The sequence below is a fragment of the Rhizobium sp. WW22 genome (assembly GCF_047041135.1).
Taxonomy (GTDB): Bacteria; Pseudomonadota; Alphaproteobacteria; order Rhizobiales; family Rhizobiaceae; genus Rhizobium.
This window is the reverse complement of the sequence record NZ_CP178198.1, coordinates 3,794,227-3,820,850: the sequence shown is the minus strand read 5'-3', so window position 1 is coordinate 3,820,850 and position 26,624 is coordinate 3,794,227. Positions and strand designations below refer to the sequence as shown.

At 61.3% G+C, this 26,624-nt stretch carries 25 protein-coding genes; 18 read left to right on the top strand and 7 right to left on the bottom strand.

What is annotated here, in order from left to right; all coding sequences use genetic code 11:
- Nucleotides 1–4 precede the first annotated feature (4 nt).
- The 8 genes from queG to ACK83U_RS18540 all read left to right on the top strand — a co-directional run bounded on the left by queG (nucleotide 5) and on the right by ACK83U_RS18540 (nucleotide 9,745).
- A complete protein-coding gene (gene queG, locus ACK83U_RS18575; RefSeq protein WP_112609287.1) occupies nucleotides 5–1,162 on the top strand; it encodes a tRNA epoxyqueuosine(34) reductase QueG in 1,158 nt (385 codons plus the stop codon).
- Entirely contained in the window at nucleotides 1,162–2,034 is an 873-nt protein-coding gene (locus ACK83U_RS18570; protein ID WP_112609285.1) for an SDR family oxidoreductase, read from the top strand. The genes queG and ACK83U_RS18570 overlap by 1 nt, the downstream gene beginning before the upstream one ends.
- A gap of 397 nt (nucleotides 2,035–2,431) precedes the next feature.
- A complete protein-coding gene (locus tag ACK83U_RS18565) occupies nucleotides 2,432–2,800 on the top strand; it encodes a septal ring lytic transglycosylase RlpA family protein (RefSeq protein ID WP_015338531.1) in 369 nt (122 codons plus the stop codon).
- A gap of 206 nt (nucleotides 2,801–3,006) precedes the next feature.
- Entirely contained in the window at nucleotides 3,007–4,296 is a 1,290-nt protein-coding gene (locus ACK83U_RS18560; RefSeq protein ID WP_112609283.1) for an RsmB/NOP family class I SAM-dependent RNA methyltransferase, read from the top strand.
- Nucleotides 4,297–4,550: 254 nt separating this feature from the next.
- Nucleotides 4,551–5,840 (top strand): imelysin family protein, encoded by a 1,290-nt coding sequence (locus tag ACK83U_RS18555; protein WP_112609281.1) that lies wholly within the window; start codon nucleotides 4,551–4,553, stop codon nucleotides 5,838–5,840.
- A gap of 45 nt (nucleotides 5,841–5,885) precedes the next feature.
- Nucleotides 5,886–7,445 (top strand): di-heme oxidoredictase family protein, encoded by a 1,560-nt coding sequence (locus ACK83U_RS18550; protein WP_112609279.1) that lies wholly within the window; start codon nucleotides 5,886–5,888, stop codon nucleotides 7,443–7,445.
- Entirely contained in the window at nucleotides 7,445–8,653 is a 1,209-nt protein-coding gene (locus tag ACK83U_RS18545; RefSeq protein ID WP_412474698.1) for an imelysin family protein, read from the top strand. Before ACK83U_RS18550 ends, ACK83U_RS18545 begins: the two co-directional genes overlap by 1 nt.
- A gap of 3 nt (nucleotides 8,654–8,656) precedes the next feature.
- The gene (locus tag ACK83U_RS18540; protein WP_412474697.1) at nucleotides 8,657–9,745 is read left to right on the top strand and encodes a DUF1513 domain-containing protein; all 1,089 of its coding nucleotides are present in this window, start codon (nucleotides 8,657–8,659) and stop codon (nucleotides 9,743–9,745) included.
- A 21-nt stretch (nucleotides 9,746–9,766) separates the two neighbouring features.
- Here the strand turns inward: ACK83U_RS18540 and ACK83U_RS18535 are convergent, their stop codons facing one another.
- Nucleotides 9,767–10,444 (bottom strand): GntR family transcriptional regulator, encoded by a 678-nt coding sequence (locus ACK83U_RS18535; RefSeq protein ID WP_112609277.1) that lies wholly within the window; start codon nucleotides 10,442–10,444, stop codon nucleotides 9,767–9,769.
- A 326-nt stretch (nucleotides 10,445–10,770) separates the two neighbouring features.
- On the opposite strand from ACK83U_RS18535, the gene ACK83U_RS18530 reads away from it, so the two are divergent.
- The 4 genes from ACK83U_RS18530 to guaA all read left to right on the top strand — a co-directional run bounded on the left by ACK83U_RS18530 (nucleotide 10,771) and on the right by guaA (nucleotide 14,632).
- The gene (locus ACK83U_RS18530; RefSeq protein WP_112609275.1) at nucleotides 10,771–11,568 is read left to right on the top strand and encodes an alpha/beta hydrolase; all 798 of its coding nucleotides are present in this window, start codon (nucleotides 10,771–10,773) and stop codon (nucleotides 11,566–11,568) included.
- Nucleotides 11,569–11,807: 239 nt separating this feature from the next.
- Complete coding sequence (locus tag ACK83U_RS18525) at nucleotides 11,808–12,269, top strand: PaaI family thioesterase (protein WP_112336852.1); 462 nt, start codon at nucleotides 11,808–11,810, stop codon at nucleotides 12,267–12,269.
- On the top strand, nucleotides 12,266–12,907 hold the full coding sequence (locus ACK83U_RS18520; protein WP_112336756.1) for a 5'-methylthioadenosine/S-adenosylhomocysteine nucleosidase: 642 nt from the start codon (nucleotides 12,266–12,268) through the stop codon (nucleotides 12,905–12,907). The genes ACK83U_RS18525 and ACK83U_RS18520 overlap by 4 nt, the downstream gene beginning before the upstream one ends.
- A gap of 162 nt (nucleotides 12,908–13,069) precedes the next feature.
- Complete coding sequence (guaA, locus tag ACK83U_RS18515; RefSeq protein ID WP_112609273.1) at nucleotides 13,070–14,632, top strand: glutamine-hydrolyzing GMP synthase; 1,563 nt, start codon at nucleotides 13,070–13,072, stop codon at nucleotides 14,630–14,632.
- Nucleotides 14,633–14,775: 143 nt separating this feature from the next.
- On the opposite strand, the gene ACK83U_RS18510 is transcribed toward guaA, so the two are convergent.
- The gene (locus ACK83U_RS18510) at nucleotides 14,776–15,423 is read right to left on the bottom strand and encodes a TetR/AcrR family transcriptional regulator (protein ID WP_112399659.1); all 648 of its coding nucleotides are present in this window, start codon (nucleotides 15,421–15,423) and stop codon (nucleotides 14,776–14,778) included.
- 231 nt (nucleotides 15,424–15,654) lie between these two features.
- Between ACK83U_RS18510 and ACK83U_RS18505 the strand changes: the two genes are divergently transcribed.
- On the top strand, nucleotides 15,655–16,548 hold the full coding sequence (locus tag ACK83U_RS18505; RefSeq protein ID WP_112413414.1) for an NAD(P)/FAD-dependent oxidoreductase: 894 nt from the start codon (nucleotides 15,655–15,657) through the stop codon (nucleotides 16,546–16,548).
- 134 nt (nucleotides 16,549–16,682) lie between these two features.
- Here the strand turns inward: ACK83U_RS18505 and ACK83U_RS18500 are convergent, their stop codons facing one another.
- Nucleotides 16,683–17,123, bottom strand: a complete 441-nt coding sequence (locus tag ACK83U_RS18500) for a hypothetical protein (RefSeq protein ID WP_112609271.1) — start codon at nucleotides 17,121–17,123, stop codon at nucleotides 16,683–16,685.
- 315 nt (nucleotides 17,124–17,438) lie between these two features.
- Between ACK83U_RS18500 and ACK83U_RS18495 the strand changes: the two genes are divergently transcribed.
- Nucleotides 17,439–18,944 carry an FAD-dependent monooxygenase gene (locus ACK83U_RS18495; protein ID WP_112609463.1) on the top strand — a complete coding sequence of 502 codons (1,506 nt, stop codon included), beginning with the start codon at nucleotides 17,439–17,441 and terminating at the stop codon, nucleotides 18,942–18,944.
- A gap of 129 nt (nucleotides 18,945–19,073) precedes the next feature.
- The gene (gene mug / locus ACK83U_RS18490) at nucleotides 19,074–19,655 is read left to right on the top strand and encodes a G/U mismatch-specific DNA glycosylase (RefSeq protein ID WP_112609269.1); all 582 of its coding nucleotides are present in this window, start codon (nucleotides 19,074–19,076) and stop codon (nucleotides 19,653–19,655) included.
- Between the two features lie 46 nt (nucleotides 19,656–19,701).
- On the opposite strand, the gene ACK83U_RS18485 is transcribed toward mug, so the two are convergent.
- Both ACK83U_RS18485 and ACK83U_RS18480 read right to left on the bottom strand, forming a co-directional pair.
- Complete coding sequence (locus tag ACK83U_RS18485) at nucleotides 19,702–20,265, bottom strand: methylated-DNA--[protein]-cysteine S-methyltransferase (RefSeq protein ID WP_112609267.1); 564 nt, start codon at nucleotides 20,263–20,265, stop codon at nucleotides 19,702–19,704.
- A 139-nt stretch (nucleotides 20,266–20,404) separates the two neighbouring features.
- Complete coding sequence (locus ACK83U_RS18480; protein ID WP_162700908.1) at nucleotides 20,405–20,542, bottom strand: hypothetical protein; 138 nt, start codon at nucleotides 20,540–20,542, stop codon at nucleotides 20,405–20,407.
- A 279-nt stretch (nucleotides 20,543–20,821) separates the two neighbouring features.
- Between ACK83U_RS18480 and ACK83U_RS18475 the strand changes: the two genes are divergently transcribed.
- Nucleotides 20,822–21,373 (top strand): 2'-5' RNA ligase family protein, encoded by a 552-nt coding sequence (locus ACK83U_RS18475; protein WP_412474871.1) that lies wholly within the window; start codon nucleotides 20,822–20,824, stop codon nucleotides 21,371–21,373.
- 8 nt (nucleotides 21,374–21,381) lie between these two features.
- On the opposite strand, the gene ACK83U_RS18470 is transcribed toward ACK83U_RS18475, so the two are convergent.
- Both ACK83U_RS18470 and ACK83U_RS18465 read right to left on the bottom strand, forming a co-directional pair.
- The gene (locus tag ACK83U_RS18470) at nucleotides 21,382–23,022 is read right to left on the bottom strand and encodes a SulP family inorganic anion transporter (protein WP_112609263.1); all 1,641 of its coding nucleotides are present in this window, start codon (nucleotides 23,020–23,022) and stop codon (nucleotides 21,382–21,384) included.
- 89 nt (nucleotides 23,023–23,111) lie between these two features.
- Nucleotides 23,112–24,026, bottom strand: coding sequence for a LysR family transcriptional regulator (locus ACK83U_RS18465; RefSeq protein WP_412474696.1), 915 nt, complete (start codon nucleotides 24,024–24,026; stop codon nucleotides 23,112–23,114).
- 58 nt (nucleotides 24,027–24,084) lie between these two features.
- Between ACK83U_RS18465 and ACK83U_RS18460 the strand changes: the two genes are divergently transcribed.
- Nucleotides 24,085–25,059, top strand: a complete 975-nt coding sequence (locus tag ACK83U_RS18460) for a quinone oxidoreductase family protein (RefSeq protein ID WP_112609261.1) — start codon at nucleotides 24,085–24,087, stop codon at nucleotides 25,057–25,059.
- Nucleotides 25,060–25,329: 270 nt separating this feature from the next.
- Nucleotides 25,330–26,511, top strand: coding sequence for an MFS transporter (locus ACK83U_RS18455; RefSeq protein WP_112609461.1), 1,182 nt, complete (start codon nucleotides 25,330–25,332; stop codon nucleotides 26,509–26,511).
- Nucleotides 26,512–26,624 lie beyond the last annotated feature (113 nt).

Sequence of the window (26,624 nt, the reverse complement as noted above, 5' to 3'; positions counted from 1 at the left end):
CGATATGCCCGGTGATCGCGAAGCGGAAAAAGCTGACAAGCGAAGAAACACACTGACCGCTTTGTTGCGAGAGGAAGCGCGTGCCTATGGTTTCGATCTCTGTCGCATTACCAGGCCGGACGCCATACCCGAAGCGGCGGTCCGGCTCGGCCAGTTTCTCGACAAAGGCCATCACGGCACCATGGGGTGGATGGAAGAGACACGCGACCGCCGCGGCGATCCGCGCGTGCTCTGGAGCGAGACCCGCTCCATCGTCGTCTTCGGCCTGAATTATGGTCCCGACGAAGATCCGCGCGGCATTCTGGAAAAGCAGGACAAGGCGGCGATCTCCGTCTATGCCAGAAATCGCGACTATCACGACATCATCAAGGGTAGGTTGAAGGAGATCGCCACCCGCTTCGCGGCGCGCTCGAAGGAGGATGTCAAGGTCTTCGTCGATACGGCGCCTGTCATGGAGAAGCCGCTGGCAGAGGCTGCCGGTCTCGGCTGGCAGGGCAAGCACACCAATCTCGTCAGCCGCGCCTTCGGCTCCTGGCTCTTTCTGGGCTCGATGTTCACCACAGCCGATCTCGAGCCGGATGAGCCGGAGATCGACCATTGCGGCTCCTGCCGCGCCTGTCTCGACGCCTGCCCGACCGCTGCCTTCCCGGCGCCCTATCAGCTTGATGCACGGCGCTGCATTTCCTATCTGACCATCGAACACAAGGGTCCGATCGATCCTGAGCTTCGGCCGTTGATCGGCAACCGCATCTATGGCTGCGATGACTGCCTTGTCGCCTGCCCCTGGAACAAGTTCGCAAGCGCCGCCTCGGAGATGAAGTTGGTGGCGCGCGAGGATCTCAAGGAACCGTCGATCGCCCTCCTGCTCAATCTGGATGATGCGGCTTTTCGTGCTTTCTTCAGCGGCTCGCCGGTCAAGCGCATCGGCCGGGACCGCTTCATCCGCAATGTACTCATCGCCGCCGGCAATTCGGGCGATCGCTCCTTTATCGAGAAATGTCGCGAACTGGCCGGAGATCCCTCGCCCACCGTGCGCGGCATGGCGGTCTGGGCGCTATCGCGACTGATGACGGCTGGCGAATTCCATGCGTTTGCGGCACAAAGACATGACGAGGCAGACGAAGAAGTTCGCGCCGAATGGAAACTGGCAGGGGTATCGTGATGCATGTGATGATTTTCGGCTGCGGCTATTCCGGAACGGCCATCGCCAAGGCCTTCGCCGGCTCCGGCGTTCGCATCACCGGCACGACCCGCTCCGCCGACAAGGCGGCATTGTTAACGAAGGAAGGCGTCGAAGCCTTCGTGTTCGACGGTGAAACGATCGATCCGGCTCTGGCCGAGGCGATGCAAACGGCAACGCATCTGGTGCAATCGATCGCGCCCGGCAAATCGGGCGATCCGCTGCTGCGGCTGGCGCAGCTCAATCTCAAGGCATTGCTGCCAAAGCTGGAATGGATCTGCTATCTCTCGACCGTCGGCGTCTATGGCGACCACAAGGGTGCCTGGGTCAGCGAGCAGACCCCGCTGCATCCCGTCGCGGACCGCTCGGTCGAGCGGGTAGAAGCGGAAGACGGCTGGCTGCGCGTCGGCATCCGGCTCGGCCTTCCCGTCGCTGTACTCCGCCTTTCCGGCATTTACGGCCCCGGCCGCAATGCCTTCTGCAATCTGGAAAAGGGAACCGCCCGGAGGCTCATCAAGGCGAACCAGGTGTTCAACCGCATCCGCGTCGAGGATATCGGCGCTTGCGCCCGCTTCCTGTCCGATCGCAAGCTCGGCGGCATATATAATGTCACCGATGACGAACCTGCGCCGCCGCAGGATGTCATCGTCGAAGCTGCCCGCCTGATGGGCGTCGAACCGCCACCGGAACAGCCTTTCGAAACGGCCGAGCTGACGCCGATGGCGCGCTCTTTCTACGGGGAAAACAAGCGCGTTTCGAACGCGAAATTGCGCGCGCTCGGCTTCCAGTTCCGCTACCCAGAGTATCGCATGTCGCTCGCCGAATTATGGTCCTCGGGAGCGTGGCGCGGCTGAGAAATCGCTCTCCACGCCAGGTGAGATCGCATGAAAATTCCTACTTAGCCAGGCACTATAGTTCAATTTGCTCCGCATTTATGGTTAACGACCTCTAAAATTGCACAAATGCGGCAGCGATTATGGCAAAGTCGGAAAATTATTTTTCCGATTTTTGTGATGCCTGACATCACCAGGCGCCTTCGAGAAAATTCATTCCATTTTTAACTGATTTTATTGGGTTTTTTCCACGATCAAGCAAATCCGCTGAATAGTCCCAGTATTCCCCCAATATCACGAATGTTACAGAATGTAACATTCCGTGATCGAAAGTGGCACTTTTTCGCCATTTTTGGCCTGATTTAAGCCCCGCCGCCTACCCAGGGCGCAAGTTCAATAGCTTGAGGGAAAAATCGGTTTGAAGAAAATCGCACGTTCTTTGGCAATCGCCGCAACTATATCCGCCTCCATTGCTGTCGTTTCGACTCCGGCATTTGCATCCGCTGGCTGCGGAGGCGCTTCATGGTACGGGGGAAGCTCCAAGACTGCTTCCGGGGAACGCATGAGTTCCAGAAATCTTACTGCAGCCCACCGCTCGCTTGCCTTCGGCACGCGCCTGCGGGTTACCAACAAGCACAATGGCCGCAGCGTCGTCGTTCGCATCAACGACCGTGGGCCCTTCATTCGCGGACGTGTTCTCGATCTCTCCCGCGCTGCCGCACAGAACATCGGCATGGTCGCTTCGGGTACCGCCAAGGTCTGTTACGAGGTCGTCGCCTCGAAGTAATCGCCGGAAGCCGGAACTACCGGCAAATCGGCATGACGCTTGCTCTCTCGGCCAATCGCGGCTACCACGCGATTGAGACGTCTCAAAATCCGCCGCCATGGGCATTGTCTGCGCGGATCGGCGAGGCGTCAGCGGTTTTGGTAGGGCGCAGATTCCCAAGATGAGCTCCAACGGGTTCCGGGTCATGCGCGAGTAGGAGAGTGTGAATGCGTCTGGGCGGCCGATTGCAGGGGGCCATCGAAGTTCTTGCCGATATCGAAGCGCGCAAGCGACCGGTGGCCGATGCCCTGAAGGATTGGGGCCTTGCCCATCGCTTCGCCGGCTCCGGCGACAGAGCCGCGATCGGCAACATCGTCTATGACGCCCTGCGCATGCGGCTTTCGCATGCCTGGCTGATGGAAGACGACAGTGCGTCCGCGCTTGCCCATGCTGTACTCTTCCGCCAATGGGGCTTGACGCCCGAGGCGCTGGCCGCCGAGCTCGACGGTGATAAATTTGCTCCCGAGGCGCCGAGCGCCGAAACATTGGCCGCTTTTGCGGCCCGCAAGCTCGAAGATGCGCCCCGCCACATCCAGGGCGATATTCCCGAATGGGTCGAGCCCTCCTTCAGCCAAGCCTTCGGCGATGGCTGGCTTTCGGAAGCGCAAGCTCTCGCCGAACGTCCGACGCTCGACCTCCGCGCCAATGCACTGAAGGCCGATCGCGCCAAGGTCGTGAAAGCGCTGGAACGCGCTGGCGGCCAGGCATCGAAAATCGCCCGGTTCGGCATCCGAATTCCGGCCGGCGAAGGTGCGTCACGCCTGCCGAACGTCACGGCCGAGCTCTCCTTCCAGAAAGGCTGGTTCGAGGTGCAGGACGAAGGTTCGCAGATCGTCGCGGATCTGGTTCTGCCTGAAGAAGGCGATCAGGTGCTCGACTATTGCGCTGGCGGCGGCGGCAAGACGCTCGCCATGTCGGCCGCGATGCACAACAAGGGCCAGGTCCATGCCTATGACAGCGACCGGCGACGGCTGGCGCCGATCATCGAGCGCCTGAAACGAGCCGGCACTCGCAATGTCCAGGTCCATGACGACCGCAACGGCCTGCTCCAACTGCGCGGCAAGTTCGACAAGGTTCTGGTCGACGCTCCCTGCACCGGGACCGGCACCTGGCGGCGCCGTCCCGATACCAAATGGCGGCTGACGCAGAAGAACCTCGACGAGCGCATCAGCCAGCAACAGGAAGCCTTGGCGCAAGCCGGCGAATTCGTCCGCCCCGGCGGCGCGCTGCTTTACGTCACCTGTTCGGTGCTGCCGGAAGAGAATGAAGCACAGGTAAACCGTTTCGCCGCCCAGAATCCGGACTTCGAAGTCGTGGAGACCCTGAGCTCATGGGGGAAGCTGTTCGGGAAGGATGCCCCAAAGCCCCGCTCCTCGGATGGCAAGACCATTACGCTGACGCCAGCCTCCACCGATACCGACGGCTTCTTCTTCAGCCGTCTGCAACGGAAGATGTGAGCTGGCGGCGATCGACTAGCGATTGCGCTCGGCCGGTTGTCCTGTCGTAGCCCTGCTTGCACCGCCCTGCCGACAACCTCTCAAGCGGCCTATGCCTGCCATTTGAAGGCAAATTCATTTCGCTTGTCGCCGTACACCCGGGGTTCCTCGCCTTAAAATCGTTCTAAACTAGAGTGTTTGACACAAGTTTGTTTTTCATACATGAGACAAATTGCCAAGTTTTGACGGTGCCCCCGCTGTCACAGGAGAGGAACATGAAACTAAAGAACAAAATTGGCGCCGCGCTCGCGGTGGCCGTTATCGCGACTGCTGCATCCACCCTTCCCGCCCTTGCGGCAACTCCCGAACCGGCAGCCGTTCTCAAGCACTATGCGGAACTGGCACATGCCAAATATCAGGACTCGCTGACGACGGCGAAAGCACTCGACAAGGCGATCGACGCCCTGCTCGCCAACCCCAGCGACAAGACGCTTAAGGCGGCACGTGCGGCCTGGATCAAGGCTCGCGTTCCCTATGCGCAGACGGAAGTCTATCGCTTCGGCAATCCGGTCGTCGACGACTGGGAAGGCAAGGTGAATTCCTGGCCGCTGGACGAAGGCCTGATCGACTATGTCGACGCCTCCTACGGCACGGAAAGCGATGAGAATGCGCTCTATGTCGCCAATGTCATCGCCAACAAGACGATCAAGATCAACGGCAAGGATGTCGACGCATCGCATCTGACGCCGGAATTCCTGTCGGGCACACTGCATCAGGCCGGCGGCATCGAAGCCAATGTCGCGACCGGCTACCACGCCATCGAATTCCTTCTGTGGGGCCAGGACCTGCACGGCACGGATGCCGGCGCCGGCGAGCGTCCGGCAACCGACTACGATCTGAAGAATTGTACGCATGGCAATTGCGACCGCCGCGCCGAATATCTGAAGTCCGCGTCCACGCTGCTGGTTTCGGACCTGCAGGAGATGACGGACAAGTGGGCGCCGGACGGCGAAGCCACCAAGCATGTCGAAGCTGATCCGAAGGCCGGCCTCACCGCTATCCTAACCGGCATGGGTTCGCTTTCCTACGGTGAGCTTGCCGGCGAGCGCATGAAGCTCGGCCTGCTGCTGCACGATCCGGAAGAAGAGCAGGATTGCTTCTCAGACAATACCTATAACGAGCACAATGGCGATGCCGTCGGCATCGCGTCCGCCTATAATGGCAATTATACCCGCGCCGACGGCACCAAGATGAAGGGGCCGTCACTGCACGATCTGGTTAAGGCCAAGGATCCGGCGCTCGACAAGGAAATGGAAGGCAAGCTCGACGCGACACTTGCTGCCATGAAGGCGCTGGTGCATCGCGGCGAGACGGTTGAAAAATACGATCAGATGATCGGCGAGGGCAACAAGGAAGGAAACGCGACGGTTCAGAAGGCGATTGACGGCCTACTCGACCAGACAAAGAGCATCCAGCGCGTCATCGCTGCTCTCGATCTCGGCACGATCAAGCTCGAAGGTTCGGACAGCCTGGACAATCCGAACTCCGTCTTCAAGAAGAAGTAATAAGGGAGGGTGGCAGCGCGACAAGGCGTTGCCGCCCCGACACCCATGACACGCATTCCGGCCAATCGCGCCTTTTTGCCCGCCATCGCTGCGGCTTTTTTGGTTTTTTCCATCGCGCTCGCCGCCGCGGACATCCCCGACTTTCCGAGTAACCGCACCGACCTCTCCGCTGAGGAGTTGAAGCGCGTGCGCGACGTGACCCGCGCGACCAGCAATTTTCTCAAGGCCGAACCCTATGAAACGATGCAGGGCGGCGGCCTGACCTCGATCGACAAGGTCACGCGCGATATCTTCTCCCAACCCTCGGCCAAGCTAGACCAGGCGCAGGGGCAGGACTTTCATCTCGGCAATGCGCTTTTCCGCAAGCTCTGGGTCTCCGCCCCCTCCTCCACCCAGGCCTCCGATGGGCTGGGGCCGCTGTTCAATGCCCGCTCCTGCCAAAGCTGCCATATTCGCGACGGGCGCGGCCATCCGCCGGAGGAAGCGGGCGCGGCCGCGACCTCGATGGTCTTGCGCCTGGCAAGGGCCGCCATCACGCCGGAAGAGAAGCAGGTGGTCAGGGACCATCATGCGCTCAATTTCCCGGATTCGACCTATGGGGCACAGCTGCAGGATCTTGCCGTCCCCGGTCTTGCCGCCGAAGGCAAGGTGACTGTGAGTTATAGCGAGGAGACGGTGACGCTTACCGGCGGCGAGACCGTGACCTTGCGCAAGCCGACATACGGGGTGAGCGATCTCGCCTATGGGCCGATGGACGTCAACACCAAGCTTTCAGCGCGCATCGCGCCGCCGATGATCGGCCTCGGCCTGATCGAGGCCATCCCGGATGCCGATATTCTCGCCAATGCCGACCCGGACGATAAGAAGGGCACCGGCATTCGCGGCCGCCCCGCCATCGTCCGCGATCATCGCACGGGTCAACTCGCGCTCGGGCGTTTCGGCTGGAAGGCCCAGAATGCAACCGTGCGCGACCAGGTGGCCGACGCCTTTTCCGCCGATATCGGCATTTCGACGCCAGACCGACCGAACCCGTACGGCGACTGCACCGCCAAAGAACCGCAATGTCTGACCATGCCGACCGGCGTGCAGAAGCGCCTGGGCGACACAGAAGCGCCGGACCCGGTGCTTCCGCTCGTCACCTTCTATTCCGAAAATCTTGCCGTGCCCGCCCGCCGCTCGACGAGCCAGCCCGCCGTGCTGCACGGCAAGGACATGTTCTATCGATCCGGCTGTGCCGCCTGCCACACGCCGAAATTCGTGACACGCGACGGCCTGAAAAGCAGCGACGGTAAGGTTTCGCCGCAGGCGTTCCAGCTGATCTGGCCTTACTCCGATTTCCTGCTGCACGACATGGGCGAAGGCTTGTCGGACGGGCAGCAGGTGGGCGTGGCATCCGGTCGCGATTGGCGCACGCCGCCGCTCTGGGGTATAGGCCTGACACAGACGGTGAGCGGCCGGCAGGCTTATCTGCATGACGGCCGCGCCCGCACATTGACTGAAGCCATCCTCTGGCATGGAGGAGAGGCGGAAAAAGCCCGCAATGCATTCGCCGATCTTTCGAAGGACGATCGGCAAGCCCTCATCAACTTTCTGGAGTCCCTCTGATGCGCCACTGGAAACGCCCGGAGCATTTCCGCTCTAAACAGAGTCACGCAAATGCTCCGTCCCATTGTTTTCACGCAATTCCAGCAAAACCGCTGGGCACTTTTGCTGGAATTGCTCTGGCCGCAAGCCTACTGCTTACCGCTGCCGCCCTGCCTGCCCACGCCGATGATGCGACGACCAATGGCGCCGGTCTGAACGAGGCCGCCGTGCCGGCCGTACTGCAGAAAGCGGTGGATGACGTGATCCGCCCCGGCTACCGCGCCATGCACGACTCCGCCTCGAAACTGAATGTCGCGATGAAGGCGCTTTGCGCCGATCCTACGGACGCCACCCTTTCCGGCGCCAAATCGGCTTTCGGTGACACTGTGAAGAGCTGGTCGCGCATCGAGATCGTCGATACCGGCCCTATCATCGAAAAGAACCGCTTCGAGCACATCCTCTTCTATCCCGACCGCAAGGGTGTCGGCCTCAAGCAGGTGCAGGCGCTGATCGCCAAGGCGGACGAGCAGGACACGACCGTCGAGGCCGTCGCCGGCAAGAGCGTGGCGCTGATGAGCATGACGGCACTGGAATATGTACTCTTCGGCAACGGCTCCAATGTCCTCGGGAAGGATAAACAGAGCTTCCGTTGCCGTTATGGCGCGGCTGTCGCCGGCAATATCGAAAACACCGCCAAGGAAATCGCCGACGAATGGGATGCGCCAGATGGCGTGCAGAAATCCTGGAAGTTTCCCGGCAAGGACAGCAATGACTTCATGGACAACAAGGAGGCCGTCACCGCATTGCTTGGCATCCTCGTACATGGCGCGGCCAATGTTCGCGACCAGCGGCTGGAAACCTTCTACAAAGGCGATCCGGCAACGGCGCGGCCGAAGATGGCGATCTACTGGCGCTCGGCCAATACGTGGACCTCGTTCACGGGCAATATCGAGGGCCTGAAGACGCTCTGGGAAAAAGCCGACATGGCAAGCCTGCTGCCGGTGGACAAGCGCGCGGTTGCCACCAAGATCGACGGCCTGCTGAACGAGCTTGCGACGACGGCACCGACGATCAATCCGGATATCGAGGCGGCCATCGGCAACGACGCTGAGCGCGCCAAGATCGACACGCTGCTCGCCGTCAGCCGCGATCTCGCCACCAGCTTCAGCGATGAGTATGGCGGTGCCATCGGTCTTTCGGCCGGCTTCTCCTTCGCCGACGGAGACTAGAACATGATGCGCAGCGGCTTGATCGATCGCAGGGCCTTCGTCAAGGCAGCGGGACTGACCTTCCTTGCGGCGCTCAAGCCCAGTGCCTTGATGGCGCTGGAGCGGGCCGATGCGGTCTATGCCTCCGGCATCCGCGCCGCCGACGGCTCCTTTGCAGTGGCGACGGTGACCGAACAGGGGCGCATCATCGATCAGGTCGCGCTGCCCGCCCGCGCCCACGGCATGGCCTTTTCGAAGGCGACCGGCAAGACTGTCGCCTTCGCGCGCCGGCCCGGCACTTACGCGATGATTTTCGATCCCTGGAACAAGGCCGAGCCGATCGTCATTTCCGCTAGAGAAGGCCGACATTTCTACGGGCACGGCACGTTTTCGCCAGACGGCAGGCTGCTCTATGCCAGCGAGAACGACTTTGACAACAATCGCGGCATCATCGGGCTCTATGACGGCAGCAACCGCTTCGCCCGCATCGGCGAATACGAGACCTATGGCGTCGGCCCGCATGACATGACGGTTTCGGATGACGGCCGGTTCCTGATCGTCGCCAATGGCGGCATCGAGACCCATCCGGATTTCGGCCGTACCAAGCTCAACCTCGACCATATGGAACCGTCGCTGACGCTGATCGACGCCGCCAGCGGCCAGCTGATCGAGAAGCACACACTGCCGTCGCAATATGCTCAGGTTTCGACACGCCATGTCGATATCGACGCCAGCGGCCGCGTCTGGTTTGCCTGCCAGTACGAAGGTCACCGCAACGACCTGCCGCCGCTTATCGGCCATTTCGCCAGGGGCGAGGACCTGACCTTCATTACCCTGCCCGACGAGACGACGCGGGCGCTCGGCAATTATGTCGGCGCCATCGCAGTCAACCGTGCCGAGAATCTCGTTGGTGTCACATCGCCGGTCGAAGGGACTTCGGTGACGCTGGATGCGAGAACGGGTAAGGTACTGAAGGTGGAGAGCATCGCCGATGCGGCAGGCATCGCACCGGCTCGGCATGGCTTTGCCGTCTCGTCCTATGACGGCAACTTTCTGAGCGAACACAACGATGTCGCCTGGGACCAGCACATCGTCCGCATCGCCCGCGGCTGATCCGGACTTTGGCTGGACTGCTTAAATAAGCTTGCTGGCTTCGATGAAGCGCCGCAACGCCGTCGCTGCATTGAGCATATGTGCTCGCATGCGCCGCGCCGCCATTTCCCCGTCTCCCTCGGCTATCGCCTGCATAATGGCTTCATGCTCCGCCCGCGATCGCTCGAGCCGCTGCTCCTGCTGCAATTGAGCCCGGCGGAAGGCCGCCAGGCGATTGCGGATCATGATCGCCTGCTCTGCAAGAAAGCTGTTGTGGGTGGCGTGATAGATCGCCTCATGGAAGGCGCGATTGAACACATCGTAAGCATCGAAATCGCCTGTTTTCACAAGCGTTTCAGATGAATCGTGCAGTTCGATCAGGTGGCTGCGCTCGAGCGGCGTCATGCGATAAGTGGCGAGCCTTACACACATCGATTCGATTTCGGCAACCGTCTCGAACATATCCATGATGCGTTCAGGCGTCATGCGGGCAACGACCACCCCGCGCCGCGCTCGCATTTCGACCAGACCGCTTACCGACAGCTGCCTCAGTGCCTCGCGAACCGGCGTGCGCGAGGCACCGAAACGATCGGCCAGTTGCTGTTCGTCCAGTGCTGCGCCCGCCTCAAGCTTGCCGGTCGCGATCTCATCTTCCAGCGCGTTGCGAATGCGGTCGGACAACAACTCGCGATCGTCGGCCGCACCATCTAGTCCATCCATCGTTCCCAATTCTCCGACATCCGTTGCGACTTGTATGCAAAATATCACTTCAATCCGATATTTGCATACAATTTATCTATCACACAACCGTTACACATACAATTATTGACGGAATTCGATATGAAGAATACAAAAATAGGCATTGAGCTTGCTTTTGCATACACAAAGCAAGCTTGACGCTGAATCGGGATGCAGAGGGCTTTTGATCCGTAGGATCCGGGCAGGTGCCGTCCCCGAGACATACAAAATTTCAGAAGCTTTACCGTTCCGGCATCCGGCACGACTGCTTTCTGGTGCTAATTTATCTCTAAACGATAGGTATCACGATGATGATGACCAGACGAAATTTCGCGACCGCCATTGTTGCCGGTGCCGCCGCCACCCTCATGTCCACGCGTGGCATGGCCGCCGTCAGCTCGACCACGGGCGCGGCTGCCTCCGCGCCGTTAAAGGTCCGCAACGTCGTTCTTGCGCATGGACTTTTCGCAGACGGCTCCTGCTGGACGGAGGTCATCGCCCGCCTGCAGGCCAAGGGGCTGAACTGCACGGCCGTGCAGAACCCGTTGACGACTCTCCTCGAAGCCGTGGCGGCGGTACAGCGCGTGCTCGACCGCCAGGACGGCCCGACCGTCCTTGTCGGCCACTCCTTCTCCGGCATGTTAGTGACGGAAGCCGGCGTTCATCCGAAGGTTTCGGCGCTCGTCTATGTCGCAGCCCGCGCACCGGATGCCGGCGAAGATTATACGGCGCTCGCCAAGACATATCCGACGCCCCCTGCCTCGGCCGGTATCATCTTCGACGGCGACGAAGGACGACTCACCGAGGAAGCCTTCCTGCGCGACTTCGCCGGCGACCTGCCCAAGGCCAAGGCCGAAGTGCTTTATGCCGTGCAGCAGCCCTTCCAGAAGGCTTTGCTGACCGGAAAGACCACTCAGGCCGCCTGGCGCAGCAAGCCAAGCTGGTATGCCGTTTCCACCGAAGACAGAACGATCAATCCGGATCTGGAACGCTTCATGGCCAAGCGTATGGGCGCGAAGACCATCGAAGTGAAGGCAAGCCACCTCTCGCTGATCTCGCACCCCGATACGATTGCCCATCTGATCTTGGAAGCCGCGGGGCACTGATCGACCAGATCGGCAGCGAGCTGTGTCCGCATCCAGCTCTCATCGGCGGCCGCGAATTGCCCAATCGTGGTCATCTGTGTCCTCACGACAAGCTTCATTGCGTCGGGTAGCACGGCGAGTTGATCGGGGAAATTCGGTGCCGGCGCAGCAGCTTGGGGCGCTTTCCTTTTTCCACCGGATAACCCTTGTCCAAATGGCCTCTCCATGCCAATTTCGCACCCGCGAAAGAAGGGGACGGCATGACAGGGGCAGATGACACGGGGACCGGCGGCGATTTTCGGACCCGCATCAGAACGAGCTTCGCGCGACAGGCGGCGATGGCAACGATCGGTGCGGAACTGACCCGCGTCGAGCATGGTACGGTCGAAATCGAGCTGCCGTTCGATGTGAAGCTGACACAGCAGCACGGCATCCTGCACGCCGGGATCATTGCCGCCGCGCTGGATTCCGCCTGCGGCTTTGCGGCCTACAGCGTCATCGATCCCTCCGCGTCGATCCTCACGATCGAATTCAAGGTCAACCTGATGTCGCCCGGGCGCGGCGAGCGCTTCCTGTTTCGGGGCGATGTCACCAAGCCTGGCACGACGATCATCGTCGCCGACGGCCGCGGCTATGCCATCGGCGACGGACCGGCCAAGCTGATCGCCTCGATGACGGGAACGATGATGGTCATCCGGGGCAGAGAGGGAATTAGCGGATGAAATTCGAACTGAAACGGGTATCGGGCAAATCGATCCTGTTCGTCATGGCCGCCGAGGCCGAATATGGACCCTTCCTACGCTCGCGCATCGATCCACTGATGACAGGCGTCGGCCCCGTGGAGGCCGCGATTGTGCTCACCCGCGCCTTCGCGCAGCTCGAAGCGCAGGGCGACCTTCCCGATCTCGTGGTGTCGCTCGGCTCGGCCGGCTCCGCCAAGCTGGAGCAGACGGAGGTCTACCAGGTCACCTCGGTTTCCTACCGCGACATGGATGCCTCGCCGCTCGGCTTTGAGAAGGGCCGCACGCCCTTCCTCGATCTGCCTGCAACGATCGAATTGCCACTGCGTATTCCTACCATTGCCGAGGGCAGCCTTTCGACGGGCGCCAACATCGTCTCCGGCTCCGAAGCCTATGAACGCATCGGCACCGACATGGTCGACATGGAAACCTTCGCCGTGCTGCGCGCCTGCCAGACCTATGGCCTGCCGCTGATCGGCCTGCGTGGCATTTCCGACGGAAAGGTCGAGCTTCAGCACATTTCCGACTGGACGGAATATCTGCATGTGATCGACCGCAAACTCTCCTACGCGGTCGATGGGCTGTTTACGGCGCTCGAAGACGGCGTATTCTGGTTTTGAGGGACTGGAAACCACTGAAGCAATTCCAGGAAAAGTGCATGGCGGTTTTCCGTCCGGAATTACGAGAAAAGACAGAGAATGTAGGACAATCGGGACAATAAAATCGCCGTTTGTGTGATTTGCCCGATTGCCAGGGAAAGCGCTTTTCATTAAAGGCTCGCCATGACCCAGACAGCACATCCAGATACCGTTCTCATCGTCGATTTTGGCAGCCAGGTGACGCAGCTCATCGCACGGCGTGTGCGCGAAGCGGGCGTCTACTGCGAAATCGTCCCCTTCCAATCCGCCGAAGCCGGCTTCAAGCGGCTGCAGCCGAAGGCCGTGATCCTCTCCGGCAGTCCGGCCTCGACCGTGGACGAAGGCTCGCCGCGGGCGCCGCAGATCATCTTCGACAGCGGCATCCCGGTCTTCGGTATCTGCTACGGCCAGCAGACCATGTGCATGCAGCTCGGCGGCAAGGTCGAGAGCGGCCACCACCGTGAATTCGGCCGCGCCTTCCTGGAAGTCGACAAGAACTGCGCCCTCTTCGAAGGTCTGTGGTCGAACGGTTCGCGCCATCAGGTCTGGATGAGCCACGGCGATCGCGTCACCGCGCTGCCTGATGGCTTCGAGGTGGTCGCCACCTCTTCGAACGCACCTTACGCCTTCATCGCCGACGAGAAGCGCAGATATTACGGCGTGCAGTTCCATCCGGAAGTCGTGCATACGCCCGATGGCGCCAAGCTGATCGGCAACTTCATCCACAACATCGCCGGCATCAAGGGCGACTGGTCGATGTCGGCCTATCGCGCCAAGGCAGTGCAGGCGATCCGCGATCAGGTCGGCGACAAGCGCGTCATCTGCGCTCTGTCAGGCGGCGTCGATTCCTCCGTCGCCGCGCTTTTGATCCACGAGGCTGTCGGCGATCAGCTGACCTGCATCCTCGTCGACCACGGCCTGATGCGCAAGGACGAGGCGGCAAACGTCGTTGCCATGTTCCGCGAGCACTACAATCTGCATCTGATCCATGTCGATGCTTCCGACCGCTTCATCGGCGAGCTCGAGGGTGTTTCCGATCCCGAGACCAAGCGCAAGATCATCGGCCGGCTCTTCATCGAAACCTTCGAGGATGAAGCCAAGAAGCTTGGCGGCGCCGATTTCCTCGGCCAGGGCACGCTTTATCCCGATGTCATCGAGAGCGTTTCCTTCACCGGCGGCCCTTCGGTCACCATCAAGTCGCACCATAATGTCGGCGGCCTGCCGGAACGCATGAAGATGCAGCTCGTCGAGCCGCTGCGCGAACTCTTCAAGGATGAAGTGCGCGCGCTCGGCAAGGAGCTCGGCCTGCCCGACAGCTTCATCGGCCGCCACCCGTTCCCCGGCCCCGGCCTCGCCATCCGCTGCCCAGGCGGCATCACCCGCGAGAAGCTGGAAATCCTGCGCGAAGCCGATGCGATCTATCTTGATGAAATCCGCAAGGCCGGCCTCTATGATGCCATCTGGCAGGCATTCGCCGTGCTTTTGCCGGTCCAGACCGTCGGCGTCATGGGCGATGGCCGCACCTATGAATTCGTCTGCGCGCTGCGCGCCGTCACCTCCGTCGACGGCATGACCGCGGATTTCTATCACTACGACATGGAATTCCTTGGCCGCGCCGCCACCCGCATCATCAACGAAGTCCGCGGCATCAACCGCGTGGTCTACGACGTCACCTCGAAGCCGCCCGGCACGATCGAATGGGAGTGAGGGGGAACGGTGGTGATCGCGCAGTCCAAGCGCCAATTTTCGCTGCCGCGCCTGCTTCGTCCATTTGAGCGGCGCTTGAATGGCGTCGCCCAAAAAAAGCGGGCGTTATTGGTTACGTCACCGTCCTTCACGGCCCGTCTAGGCTATCCCCCCGCGTGGTCGTTGCCCCCGTGCGCGGCGATGAACATGGCGACGGCCGACCGGCAATAGGATTCGATCTCGTTGTCGTCCTCTGCTCTCGCCTCATCGAAGCGTGCGATAATCAGGAGATCGGAGCCTTTGAAAAGCGCGGCAAACAAGCGGGCGGACCGGAGAGGATCGGGCACGTTCAGAACCGCCTTCGCGTGCAACTGACGTAACAGGGCCTCGATTTGGGCGATGATATGGGCGGGGCCGGCTTCGTAATGGAGCTTGCTCAACGACTTTTGACTTGTCATATCGGCCATGACCATGGCTTCGACATTGCGGACGTCAGGGCGCAACAGCGTGCGAAGCAGCGACGATCCCACCGCCATGAGCTGATCTTCCGCCGAACCGTCGACGCCTTCAAAAAGGGCCTGTGGTATTAACTGTTGGCAGCGGGCCGCAAACGCCGCGCCAAACAGCGCCTCCTTGTTCTCGAAGTGCCGATAGATGCTGAGCTTGGATATCTTCGCTCGCTGGGCGACCTTGTCCAATGTCGTCGCTTGAAAACCCAATTCTGCAAAGAGTTCGCCCGCGGCGACGACTATGGTTTGGCCAAGCGTCTCGTTGGCGGGCCGGCCGCGCCGGCCCTGACTGTTTTCGTTCACGACAATTATGGTCCTTGACAGTATCGTAATGGCTGAATTACGATACCATGCAGTATCTAAAATACGCAAGCGCATTTGTCGGACGATCGACGGCCTGAACTGCGAGAGATCCATGCAGCGACGAACCCTGCTGAAGCTGGCCGCGGCGCTTTCCGCCATCGGCATCGCCCGCGCCCCGGCCCCGCCAAGTCCGGCCCATCCTCTTCCATCCACAACAAGGAGCCCATCACCATGGATGACGTCATCATCATCGGCGGCAGCTTTGCTGGCCTCGCAGCCGCCCTTCAGCTCGGCCGTGCCCGCCGCAAGGTCACCGTTCTCGATACCGGCCTGCCGCGTAATCGCTTCGCCGGCCACTCGCATGGTATGCTCGGCCACGATCACAAGCCGCCGCTGGACATCCTGACCGAGGCGCGGCAGCAACTGGCGCGCTATCCCACGATCAAGCTGGTCAATGCCCGGGCCGACGGGGTCTCCGGCACCATCGACGATTTCTCCGTCCTCACTGGCGATGGCGAAAGCCTTGGGGCGCGCCGCCTAATCCTGAGCTATGGCATCACCGACCAGATGCCTGCTGTTCCGGGCTTTTCCGAAGGCTGGGGCACGTCCATCGTGCCCTGCCCCTATTGCGACGGCTTTGAAGTCGCCGGCCAGCATTGGGGCCTCGTCTGGTCCGGCCCGCAGTCGCATAATCAGGTCAGGCTGTTCCACGACTGGACCAACAAGCTGACGGTCTTCGCCGATGGTCACGACATTCCGCCCGATATCCGGGCCGATCTGGAGCGTCGCAACACACCTATCATCGATGGTCGGATCACTGAAATCGCCCGTCACGGGGTCCATGGCGCCACCGTCAAGCTCGATACCGGCCCCGATGTCGCGGTCGACATCCTGTTCGCCCATCCGCGCAACAAGCCGTCTGCAAGCCTGCATGAACCACTAGGCCTCGCCACGGCCGCCACGCCCCTCGGCATCGTCCTCAAGGTCGACGAGCGCCGTGAAACCAGCATGCCCGGCATCTACGCCGCAGGGGACCTCACCAACCCCCTCATCCCCTCGGTCACCACGGCATCATGGCAAGGCACGATGGCGGGGATCTTCGCCCAACAGTCGATGCTGGCTTGAGAGCGTTGATTCCCTAAGACCCGCGGAATGCGATCGACTTCGCCCTCATGGGTAGCTTGCTTCGCAACGAAGGCCTGATCGCCATTCCTGCAGATCAGGCCTTCGGGCAATAATTATCAGAGCTGAACGCGCTCTTATTTCATTGTGACGCTCAGGCCGCTGATATCGGCATTGACCTGCAGGCCGACCTGCCTGCCCGTGAGCTCGAGCTTGGCACCCTTGTCATTGGTCATGACGATCATCTGGGCGCCCTTGCCCACCGCGCCACCGCCACCGGCAGCGCCGTAGACGCCGGCCACATCCCGGGCGCGGCGGATATTGCGCACAGTGCCCTGGAAATAGGTCTTGGAGGCACCGAAGGCGAGACCGCCCGAAATGCCGCCAATCGAGATTGGATAGCGCTTGCCGTGGAAGGTTAAGGTGCCCTCGCCTCCGGAGCCGCCGACGAAGAAAGCCGCCTTGTAGACGGAGAAGCGGATGGTGCCGCTATCGGCATGTGCCGCGCTGGCGAAGCCAATTCCTACAGCGGCGATGGCGGCAACCGCGACCGACCGAAATCCAGATGAAATATTCATGATGAGCTGCTCCTCAAATGCGCCGCTTACCCAGCCGGCCGGGCACGACGTCAGCGTCGTATAAAGTCAAAGACAAACGATCTCGCACGACCTTTGGTTCCAAAGCGCGCAATAACAACGCGTTAGGGCGCGGATCAAATATCTTATTGGATGGGGAGACAGCCGTTTCGCGAAGGATTTCGCAGGTCGATATTAAACCATGAGAACAGATATTCGCTCTCTCTAGTCTACATATGTGGCGCACAAGGGACTTGCGTCAAGACCCGGATCCTCCCGTACAAATGCCGGCGCAAACCGAAAAGCGGGAGCATGGACATGACTGTTACGAAACATGCGGTGGTTATTGCCGGCGCCGGTCCGACAGGGCTCATGCTGGCGGGCGAATTGGCCTTGGCGGGCATAGACGTCGCGATCATCGAGCGGCGTGCCAATCAGGAGCTTGTCGGCTGGCGCGCCGGCGGTCTACATGCGCGCACCATCGAAATTTTCGACCAGCGCGGCATTGCCGATCGATTCCTCTCACAGGGGCAGATAGCGCAGGTGGCAAGTTTCGCCTCGGTGCGCCTCGATATCAGCGATTTTCCCACCAGACACAATTATGGCCTGGGACTGCGCCAGAAACACATCGAGCGCATCCTCGCCGACTGGGTCGGCGAATTCAACGTGCCGGTCCGTTACGGCATGGAGGTTACCGGCTTCGCACAGGACGACGGTGGCGTCGATGTTCAATTGTCCAACGGGACGACGCTGCGAGCGGATTATCTCGTTGGATGCGACGGCGGGCGCAGCCTGATCCGCAAGGCAGCCGGCATCGATTTTCCCGGATGGGATGCGACCATCAGCAATCTGATCGCCGAGGTGGACATGACCGAGGAGCCGGAGTTGGGCATTCGTCATGATGCGCTCGGCATGCATTCCCTCGGCAGGTTCGAATACGAAATCCGCGAGGGGAAGGTCGTCTATCCTAAGACAGGGCCGATCGGCGTGATGCTGACGGAGCGGCAGTTGAGAACCTCGAGCGAACCGAGCTTCAGCGATCTCCGCGACGCTCTTATCGCCGTCTTTGGCACCGATTATGGTGCGCATAACCCCCACTGGATTTCGAGATTTACGGATGCAGTGCGACAGGCAGCATCCTATCGCAAGGGCCGTGTGCTGCTCGTTGGGGACGCCGCGCATATCCATCCCCCGGATGGCGGACAGGGTCTCAATATCGGCGTACAGGATGCCGTAAACCTCGGATGGAAACTGGCCCAGGTGATCAAGGGCATATCGCCGGAAAGCCTGCTCGATACCTATCACGCCGAGCGTCATCCGATCGCTGCCCGGGTGCTGCGCAATATCCTGGTCTCGGTCGCGCTCCGCCGCCCCGACGACCGCACGCAGATCCTCCGAGAGACCATGGCCGAATGCCTCGCCATGGACGAGCCGCGCCGGCGCTACGCCGCGATGATGTCCGGCCTGGATATCCACTACGATCTTGGCGAGGGACATCCGCTGCTCGGCCGCCGCATGCCCGATCTTGACCTCACCGCCGCCCATGGTCCGCTGCGGCTCTTCGACCTGCTGCACGGAGGCCAGCCTTTGCTGCTCAATCTCGGCGTGCCCGAGAGCTTCGATATCGCCCCTTGGGCGGATCAGGTGAAATCGATCGACGCCCAATATGCCGGGCCATGGGAGCTTCCAGCGATCGGCGCGGTTGATGCACCCACTGCGGTATTGATACGGCCGGACGGATATGTTGCCTGGGTTGGAGAGGAGACCCAGTTGGAGCTTCCCGAGGCGCTGACCACGTGGTTCGGCCCGACCACCGTTGTGTGATGCGTGAAGGCCGGCAGGATTCAGGCAGGCAAGGGCGGATCAGGCCTCTTATCCCTTGGCCGGCCGGGTGCTTATCGGCTAGCGTGACGAAGGCGGCGCGCTTGCCGCCGCTTTCGCAGGAAATCCGACATGCAGGATGATGCCTCAACGAAGACCATGAATGAACCGACCGAAACAGCAGAGCAGGTGAGCGGGCTTGCCGAAATCCTGGCACCTCATCTTTCCGTGGTCTTTTGCGGGCTGAACCCCGCGCTTACAGCGCATCGCGACGGGCATAACTTCTCGAGCCGCAGCAACCGCTTCTGGCGGGTCCTGCACCTTGCTGGCTTCACGCCTCGCCTGCTGCGCGCGGAGGAGGAGCGCGAAATGCTGCAATATGGCCTCGGCCTGACATCGGCGGTCTCCCGCCCGACGAAAAGCGCCAGCGAGCTGAAAAGGAGCGATTATATTGCCGCCGCTCCAGTGCTCGAAGAAAAGATCAGGAAGTTTGCGCCGGCTAATCTGGCGTTTCTCGGCAAAGCGGCCTATGTCGCCATCAGCCTCCGGGCCAATGTCGAATGGGGGCGGCAAGCAGAAAAATTTGCGGGCGCTTCGATTTGGGTTGTACCGAACCCGAGCGGCCTCAACAGGGCCTTCGATCTGGCGAAACTGACAGAGCACTATCGCGAGGTGAAATTGGCGATTGAACAGGAGAGCGGTTTCACTCAGTAACCGCCCTCCCGGTCCATCTTGCTTAATCCTCGGGCCGCTTTGTGGCCTAAAACCCCAACGACTGCTGCACCGGTTTTGGCGGCGCGAGCTGAACGCCTTCGAGCTCCAGCATGCGAGCCTTGGAGTTGGAACCGCCCGGCGCGGAAAAGCCGCCGATCTTGCCGCCAGCCGCCAGAACGCGATGGCAGGGAATGATCAACGCCACCGGGTTCTTCGCCATAGCCTGCCCGACATCGCGCGCAGCTTCCGGCCCTGCGCCGAGCTGCTTGGCCAATGTGCCGTAGGTCGTCGTGTGGCCCCAGCCGACCTGCCGGGCGGCATCGTAGATCTGCCTGAAAAAGGCATCCTGCTCGCCGAGATCGAGCGTGACGTCGGAAAAGTCGATCTCCTCGCCCGCGAAATAGCGCTTCACCTTGGCAACCACTGCCGCGATGTCCGCGCTTGGGGTCCCGGGCTGCGCATTCGGCAGGCGGCGCCGAAGCAAACGCTCGGTCGCGCCCGCATCCTTCGTCGGCAATTGAAAGCGCAGCACGCCGACATCATTCCAGGCAATGCCGCAGAAGCCGCCGGCGGTCTCGAAGATCAGGTAATTCTGGCTTGTCTCGTTCATGACGAAACCTCCCGTGTTTCCACTTGCCATGAAAATCGTCCTCGGAAGCGTCGAATTCAACCCGTTTCTTGCGAGGAAGGAGAATTGCCACCGTTTTGATGTCGGCGGCGCGGCTCTGAGACAATCGCGAGCGCGGATATCAATATCCGCCGCCGGTTGGAGGAGCGTTCAGCGTCATGCCGCCACCACTATTGCGCTCGCCGGATGTCGAGCAGGAAGCGATACCAAAGCCGATGAGAGCGAAAACAACGGCCGCAAAGACTGATCTGGTGAACATGATCGTGATTCCTTTGAGTGAAATGGGCACGCATGCCCGAACCTGGAATGAACAGATCAGGCCGTCCTTTTATTCGATCGCTTTTTTGGTAACGCTTGCAACGGAAAGCCTCCAGGATTTGTTCTAGTTTTGTTCTTGAATTAGCAACTGCTTTATCCTATCGTTTTGCGGTCAAAAAGCAGGAGGACAAAGCGATAGGCGCTTTGAAGTGACCATGAAGAACAATGGGCAGCTTTCACTCTATCTTGCGGGCGGAGCGCATACCGAACACCGCCGCCAATCGATCAAGGGCCGATCAATAAATTCTATTTCGCCCTCCTGCCCGATGCGGCAATTGCTGCACGCAGTCATGAGCTTGCAGGACATCTTCGCCGGCAGCACCGCTTTTCCACGAAGCCGCGTCGGGCCGATCTCTTTCATGTGACGCTCTACCCGATCGGCTCGTTTCGCTGCTTGCCCGAGGAAATGGCATTTGCGGCGATGGAAGCTGCCTCTCGGGTGAGGAAGCCGCCCTTTCCCGTCGTCTTCGATCGAGCAGTCAGCTTCGGCAATGGCGACAACCGCCCACTTGTCCTTTGGAGCAAGGACGGAAATGCCGAACTGAAGGCGCTCCATCAGGAACTGGCCGATGCCATGCGGCTCACAGGCATTGCGCCAGCCAAGGAGAGCTCCGTCGAACCGCATATGACGCTGCTCTATCAGGGACATCTCGTTCCCGACATCATGCTCGAAGAACCCGTGAGTTGGACCGCCAGGGACTTCGTCCTCATCAACAGCCTGCAGGGAGAGGCCAGGCACGATCATCTCTGCTATTGGACTTTGCATGATTGAGCGGCCGCTCACGCCTTTGGAGGTTTCCCTTCAGCTATCACCGCCGCGACGGCATCATCGACGCTGAAGCTGCAGCGCTTGTCGACATCGGCGACGCCCGCGACCATCATGAGATCGCGAACCCGGTCATGCACCCGAGCAAACTGTAGGCGGAGGCCGGCTCGCTGCATGGCGCTGTCGAACTCCATCAAGGCGTCCATCGCCGTGCTGTCGATATCGGAGCTTTCCTCCAGGCTGAGAATGACGGCCTGCAATCCGACTTGGCTGCGGCTGCCGGACAATATCTCGCCGAAGATCGTATCGGCATTGCCGAAAAACAGGGTTTCGCCGGGGCGCCAGATGGCGATGCCCGGTATCTCGGCGGCGTCGTCATGCCTGCTGACATCGACGAAGTCATGGCTGTTGTCGAGCCGTCCCAAACGGGCGATATACGGGGATGCCAGGCGATGCATCATGGCAGCGAGCGAAAGGGCGATTGCCAGCAGCATGCCATTGAGCACGCCGAAAGCGAGCACGCCGACGGCGGCGCCCAGTGCCACGTAGAAATCGCGACGCAGGTGGCGCAGCCGCAGGATGGGGCTGGGGTCGAGCGCATGCGTCAGAGCAGCGATCACGACCGCAGCCAGCACCGGCTCCGGTAGAAGCGCCACCAGCGGTCCGGCACAGGCAATCAGGATCGCGAGGCCGATGGCGGCAAAGACGGTCGTCGCCCGCGTCTTTGCCCCCGCCGCCTCGCTGGCGAAGCCTGCGGAAAAACCCGCGCCGACCGGCATGCCCTGAACGACGGCGCTGGCGATATTGGCGGCGCCCAGCGCACCAAGCTCGCGATTGACCTCCAGCGTCTCGCCATAACGCAGGGCGAGTGCACGCATCGTACCCCAGGATTCAGCAAAGAGGATGAGGACAAGGGGCACGGTGAATTGTACCAGCCGGGAATAGGCGGTCCAGTCGGCGTCCGGCAGCGACGGCCATTGCGGCAGTATCTCGATCGGGCCGACCAGCTTGACCCCATGGCCTTCCAGGCCGAACTGATAGGAGGCGAAGATGCCCGCGACCAGCACAAGGAAAGCGCCGGGAATGCCCGGCAATCGCTTCAAGAGCAGCAATGCCACTAGCGCGACCACGCCTACCGCGACACTGATCGGATTCCACTGGAGGATCGCGCCGAAGAGTGCGGCCGCGTAAGCCAGGATATTCGAGCCTTGCACAGGCACACCAACGAAGATCGGCAGCTGATGCAGGATGATGGTGATCGCCAATCCGAGTGCGAAGCCGCGCAGGACCGGCCGCGAGATGAAACCGGTGATGCCGCCAAGGCGCAAGGTACCGGCGATGACGAAAAGAATGCCGGCGAGCGCCACGGCGACCGTTGCAAGCCCCGCCTTGATCGTTGCATCACCCGGCACGACGGCCAATGTGGCGGCGAGAATGGCAGCGGATGAGGATGTGGGGGAGACGATGGCGAAGCGGCTGCGGCCGAATATGGCATAGACGAGACATCCGACGATGCCGGCGAGGATCGCACGATGCGGCGGCAGGCCGACGATGCCGGCGTAAGCGACCGCTTCCGGCAGCATCAGTCCGGCAACCGATATGCCCGCGACCAGATCCGCCCTGTCCACCAGGAACCAACTGCCCAGCTTCGTCATCGATCACCGACCGTAAGTGTGGTCCATCCGTCTATGGATAGAGATTCGCCACGAGGCCGCAACAGAAAAATACGGGTTGGAATCGGCACTTATACGGCGCTGTCCGAGGCGTCCCGCAAGGGGCAGCTTTGACCGACCACATCCGCAACGAAGTCCATAACCGCACGGATGGCAGGCGAGCGACGGAGATCAGGATAGGTGACGAGCCAGAGGTCGCGCGTCGGTGACGGGATCTCCGTGGGCAGGCGCACCAATCCTGCCTCGCGATCGCCTAGAAATCTCGGAAGCGCCACGACCCCCAGTCCGGCACGAGCAGCCTCGAGCTGACCGAAAACATCGGTGGCGCGGAAGACGATCGGACGACCACCCAGCAGACTGCGAAGCCAGGTTTGCTGGGTCAGATGCTCCATCGCCGCATCATAGCCGATGAACACCCAGTCCTCCTCTGGCGTTTGCGCTAAGGGCGGGATCGCATAGAGACCGAAGCGCATGGCGCCGATACGCCGGACCAAGAGATCGCTTTCCTCCGGCCTGATCATGCGCACGGCGATGTCAGCCTCGCCGGAATTGAGCGCGACGCTGCGTGCAATGCCGGCAATGGTCAGCGTGATGTTCGGATGATGGGTATGAAACAGCGCGGCTTTCGGCGCCAGGAGATGGGCAGCGATCGACGGCGGTGCGCTGACCCTGACTGCAGCGGAAAGCCCAGACACGGCACTTTTCGAATAGCGTCTGATCGCCTCGACATTTTCCTCCATACCCGCCACCAGTTCGGCGATGGCACGACCGTCAGCCGTCAGCGGCGAGGTGCGTGGCCGCCGATCGATGAGGCGCAGATCAAGCGCACACTCCAACGCCGCAATACGTCTGCCGACAGTTGCGTGGTCGACACCCAACTCGCGCGCCGCCGCAGAGAGGGAGCCGGTTCGCGCGAGAGCGGCGAAATGGTGAAGGTCCTGCCAGTCGATCATCGGTGCATTATTGCACAGATATGGTGAGTTCATACCGAATTTATTCCCCGAGGAATTTGTGGTCAAAAATCGTCCGAAAGGAGATTTCCCCATGCCCCTAGCGATTGCCATTACCAGCCCCGGCGGCCCCGAAGTCCTGAAAGCCGTCGATCTCCCAGCTAGCGAACCCGGCGCCGGCGAGGCGCTGATCCGCCAAAGTATCTCCGGCGTCAATTTCGTCGACATATACGTACGTTCCGGGCTTTACCCGCTGCAACCCGGCAACAATGTGTTGGGCTTTGAGGGTGCAGGCGTTGTCGAAGCGCTCGGTGCCGATGTCGGCGATCTGAAGGTCGGCGACCGTGTCGCCTATATCGGTCATCCGATCGGCAGCTATGCCGAGATGCGCACGCTGCCTGCAAGCCGGTTGGTGAAATTACCCGATGGTGTCAGCGAACGCGTTGCCGGCAGCACGATGCTGCGCGGACTGACGGCGCAGATGGTGCTGCAAAAGACCTATCCCGTGAAGGCGGGCGAGTGGGTGCTGGTGCACGCGGGAGCCGGCGGGCTCGGCCAACTCGTCACACGCCTTGCCAAGAAGATTGGCGCGAAGGTCATCGCTACCGTGGGATCCGAAGCCAAAGTCGGCATCGCCCATGAAGCAGGTGCGGACGCAGTTCTCCTGCATACATCCGGGAATTGGGTCGAGGAAACGCGCCGCATCGCCGATGGCCGTGGCGTCCATCTTGCCGTCGACGGGATCGGCGGGACCATGTTGTCACAGACGCTTGCTGCGGTGCGTCCCTTCGGCATGGTGGCCAGCCTCGGGCAGGTCAGCGGCCCCATTCCGCCGATCAACATAGAGGAGCTGACCGCGCCCCGTGTGATCGGCTTGTCGCGTCCGAGCGTGTTGGCTTATGCCAACGATCCCGAACTCTACCGCGAAGGCGCCACGGCGCTTATAGCCGCGCTGCAGGCCGGGCTCGTCAACCCGATCGGCGCGGAATACGAGCTGAAGGATGCCGCCCGAGCCCATGTCGACCTCGAAGCAGGAAGAACGACGGCCAGCGTCATACTAACGATGTGATGCCTTCTGCCCATTCTTCCTTCGGGAAGAATGGGTTTACACCGCTGGCACGCCCCATGGACAATCGCCCACGCACAATCAATTCATCCCGTCAATGGGTTTTGCCGCAAGGCAGCAATTCGTTGACCTCACCTGCTGTTGCCTGATAGCCATTACCCATGGCGACGTACGGCCCTCAGGCCTTCGCCGTCAGTGCTATCCGATACGAATCCCGCTTCCTTCGTGGCAAACAGCATGGGCACCGCTGCCGGTGCCCGCAGGCGATATCCCGTGAACACTGCTTCCCAGACCATCCGGTCCACCTCGACCCTGTCTCTCATCTCGATCGTCGCGCTGACATTCTTCGGCTACCTTGCCATCGGATTGCCGCTTGCGGTGTTGCCGACCTATGTCGACAGCAGCCTCGGCTTCGGCGTTGTTTGGGCCGGCATCGCTGTCAGCGCACAATATGTGGCGACCATCGTCAGCCGCGCCCATGTCGGCCGGCTCTGCGATCAATACGGGCCGCGCCGTTCGGTCTTCCTGGGTTTCCTCGCCTACGGTCTGTCGGGCGCACTCACCATCGCTTCTACCTTTACGATCCAAGTCCCGGCGGCAAGCCTTGCCCTTCTGCTTGCAGGGCGGCTGGCGCTCGGCATCGGCGAGAGCTGGGTGAGCACGGCGGCGATCACCTGGGCGATCGGCCTGATGGGATCGCGGGAAACCGTGCGCATCATCTCCTGGAATGGCATCGCCACCTACGGCGGCATTGCGCTCGCCGCCCCGTTCGGCGCCTGGCTGCAGGGGCAATACGGCTTCTTCGCCATCGGCGTCGTCACCATCATCCTTGCGGTTGCCGGCTTCATGCTAGCGCAAACGCGGCCGCCGGTCCCCGGCGTCAAGGAAAAGGGTATCGGCACGGGCCAGGTGCTGAGCCGCGTTGCACCGTACGGCGTTGCGCTTGCGCTTGCCTCGAGCGGTTTCGGCGTCGTCATGGCCTTCGTCGCGCTGTTCTTCCATAGCCGCGGCTGGGAAGGCGCCTCCTTTGCGCTCAGCGCTTTCGGCCTTGCCTTCATGGGTGTGCGCCTGGGTCTTGCGCAGGCAGTCGCCCGTTTCGGCGGCCTGCCGTTGGTGCATATTTCCCTTGTCATCGAGATCGTCGGCCTGGCTGCGCTTGCCTTTGCGCCATCTCCGACCGTTGCCATTATCGGCGCGGCTCTCGCCGGCGCCGGCTTCGCGCCCGTCTTCCCCGCACTTGGCAACGAGGCCATGGAGCGCATCCCGCCGCAGAACCGCGGCGTCGCGCTCGGGCTTTATTCGATCTTTCTCGACGTGTCGCTCGGTTCGACCGGCCCGATCGCCGGCCTGTTCGCGGATCATCTTGGCTATGCGGCACCCTTCACCTTCGGTGTCGGCGCGGTGCTGCTCAGCCTGCTCCTGAGCTTGTGCCTGCGCAGGAATGGCAGCCGCTGAAAGCTATTTTGGCGCTGTTTGTCCCCGGTCCTGATTCTGGCATGTGGTGACAAACGGTTGCGGACCGCCTGCAGGGCTTGATATGAGGCTCTGATTATCATCAGCAGGAGGCC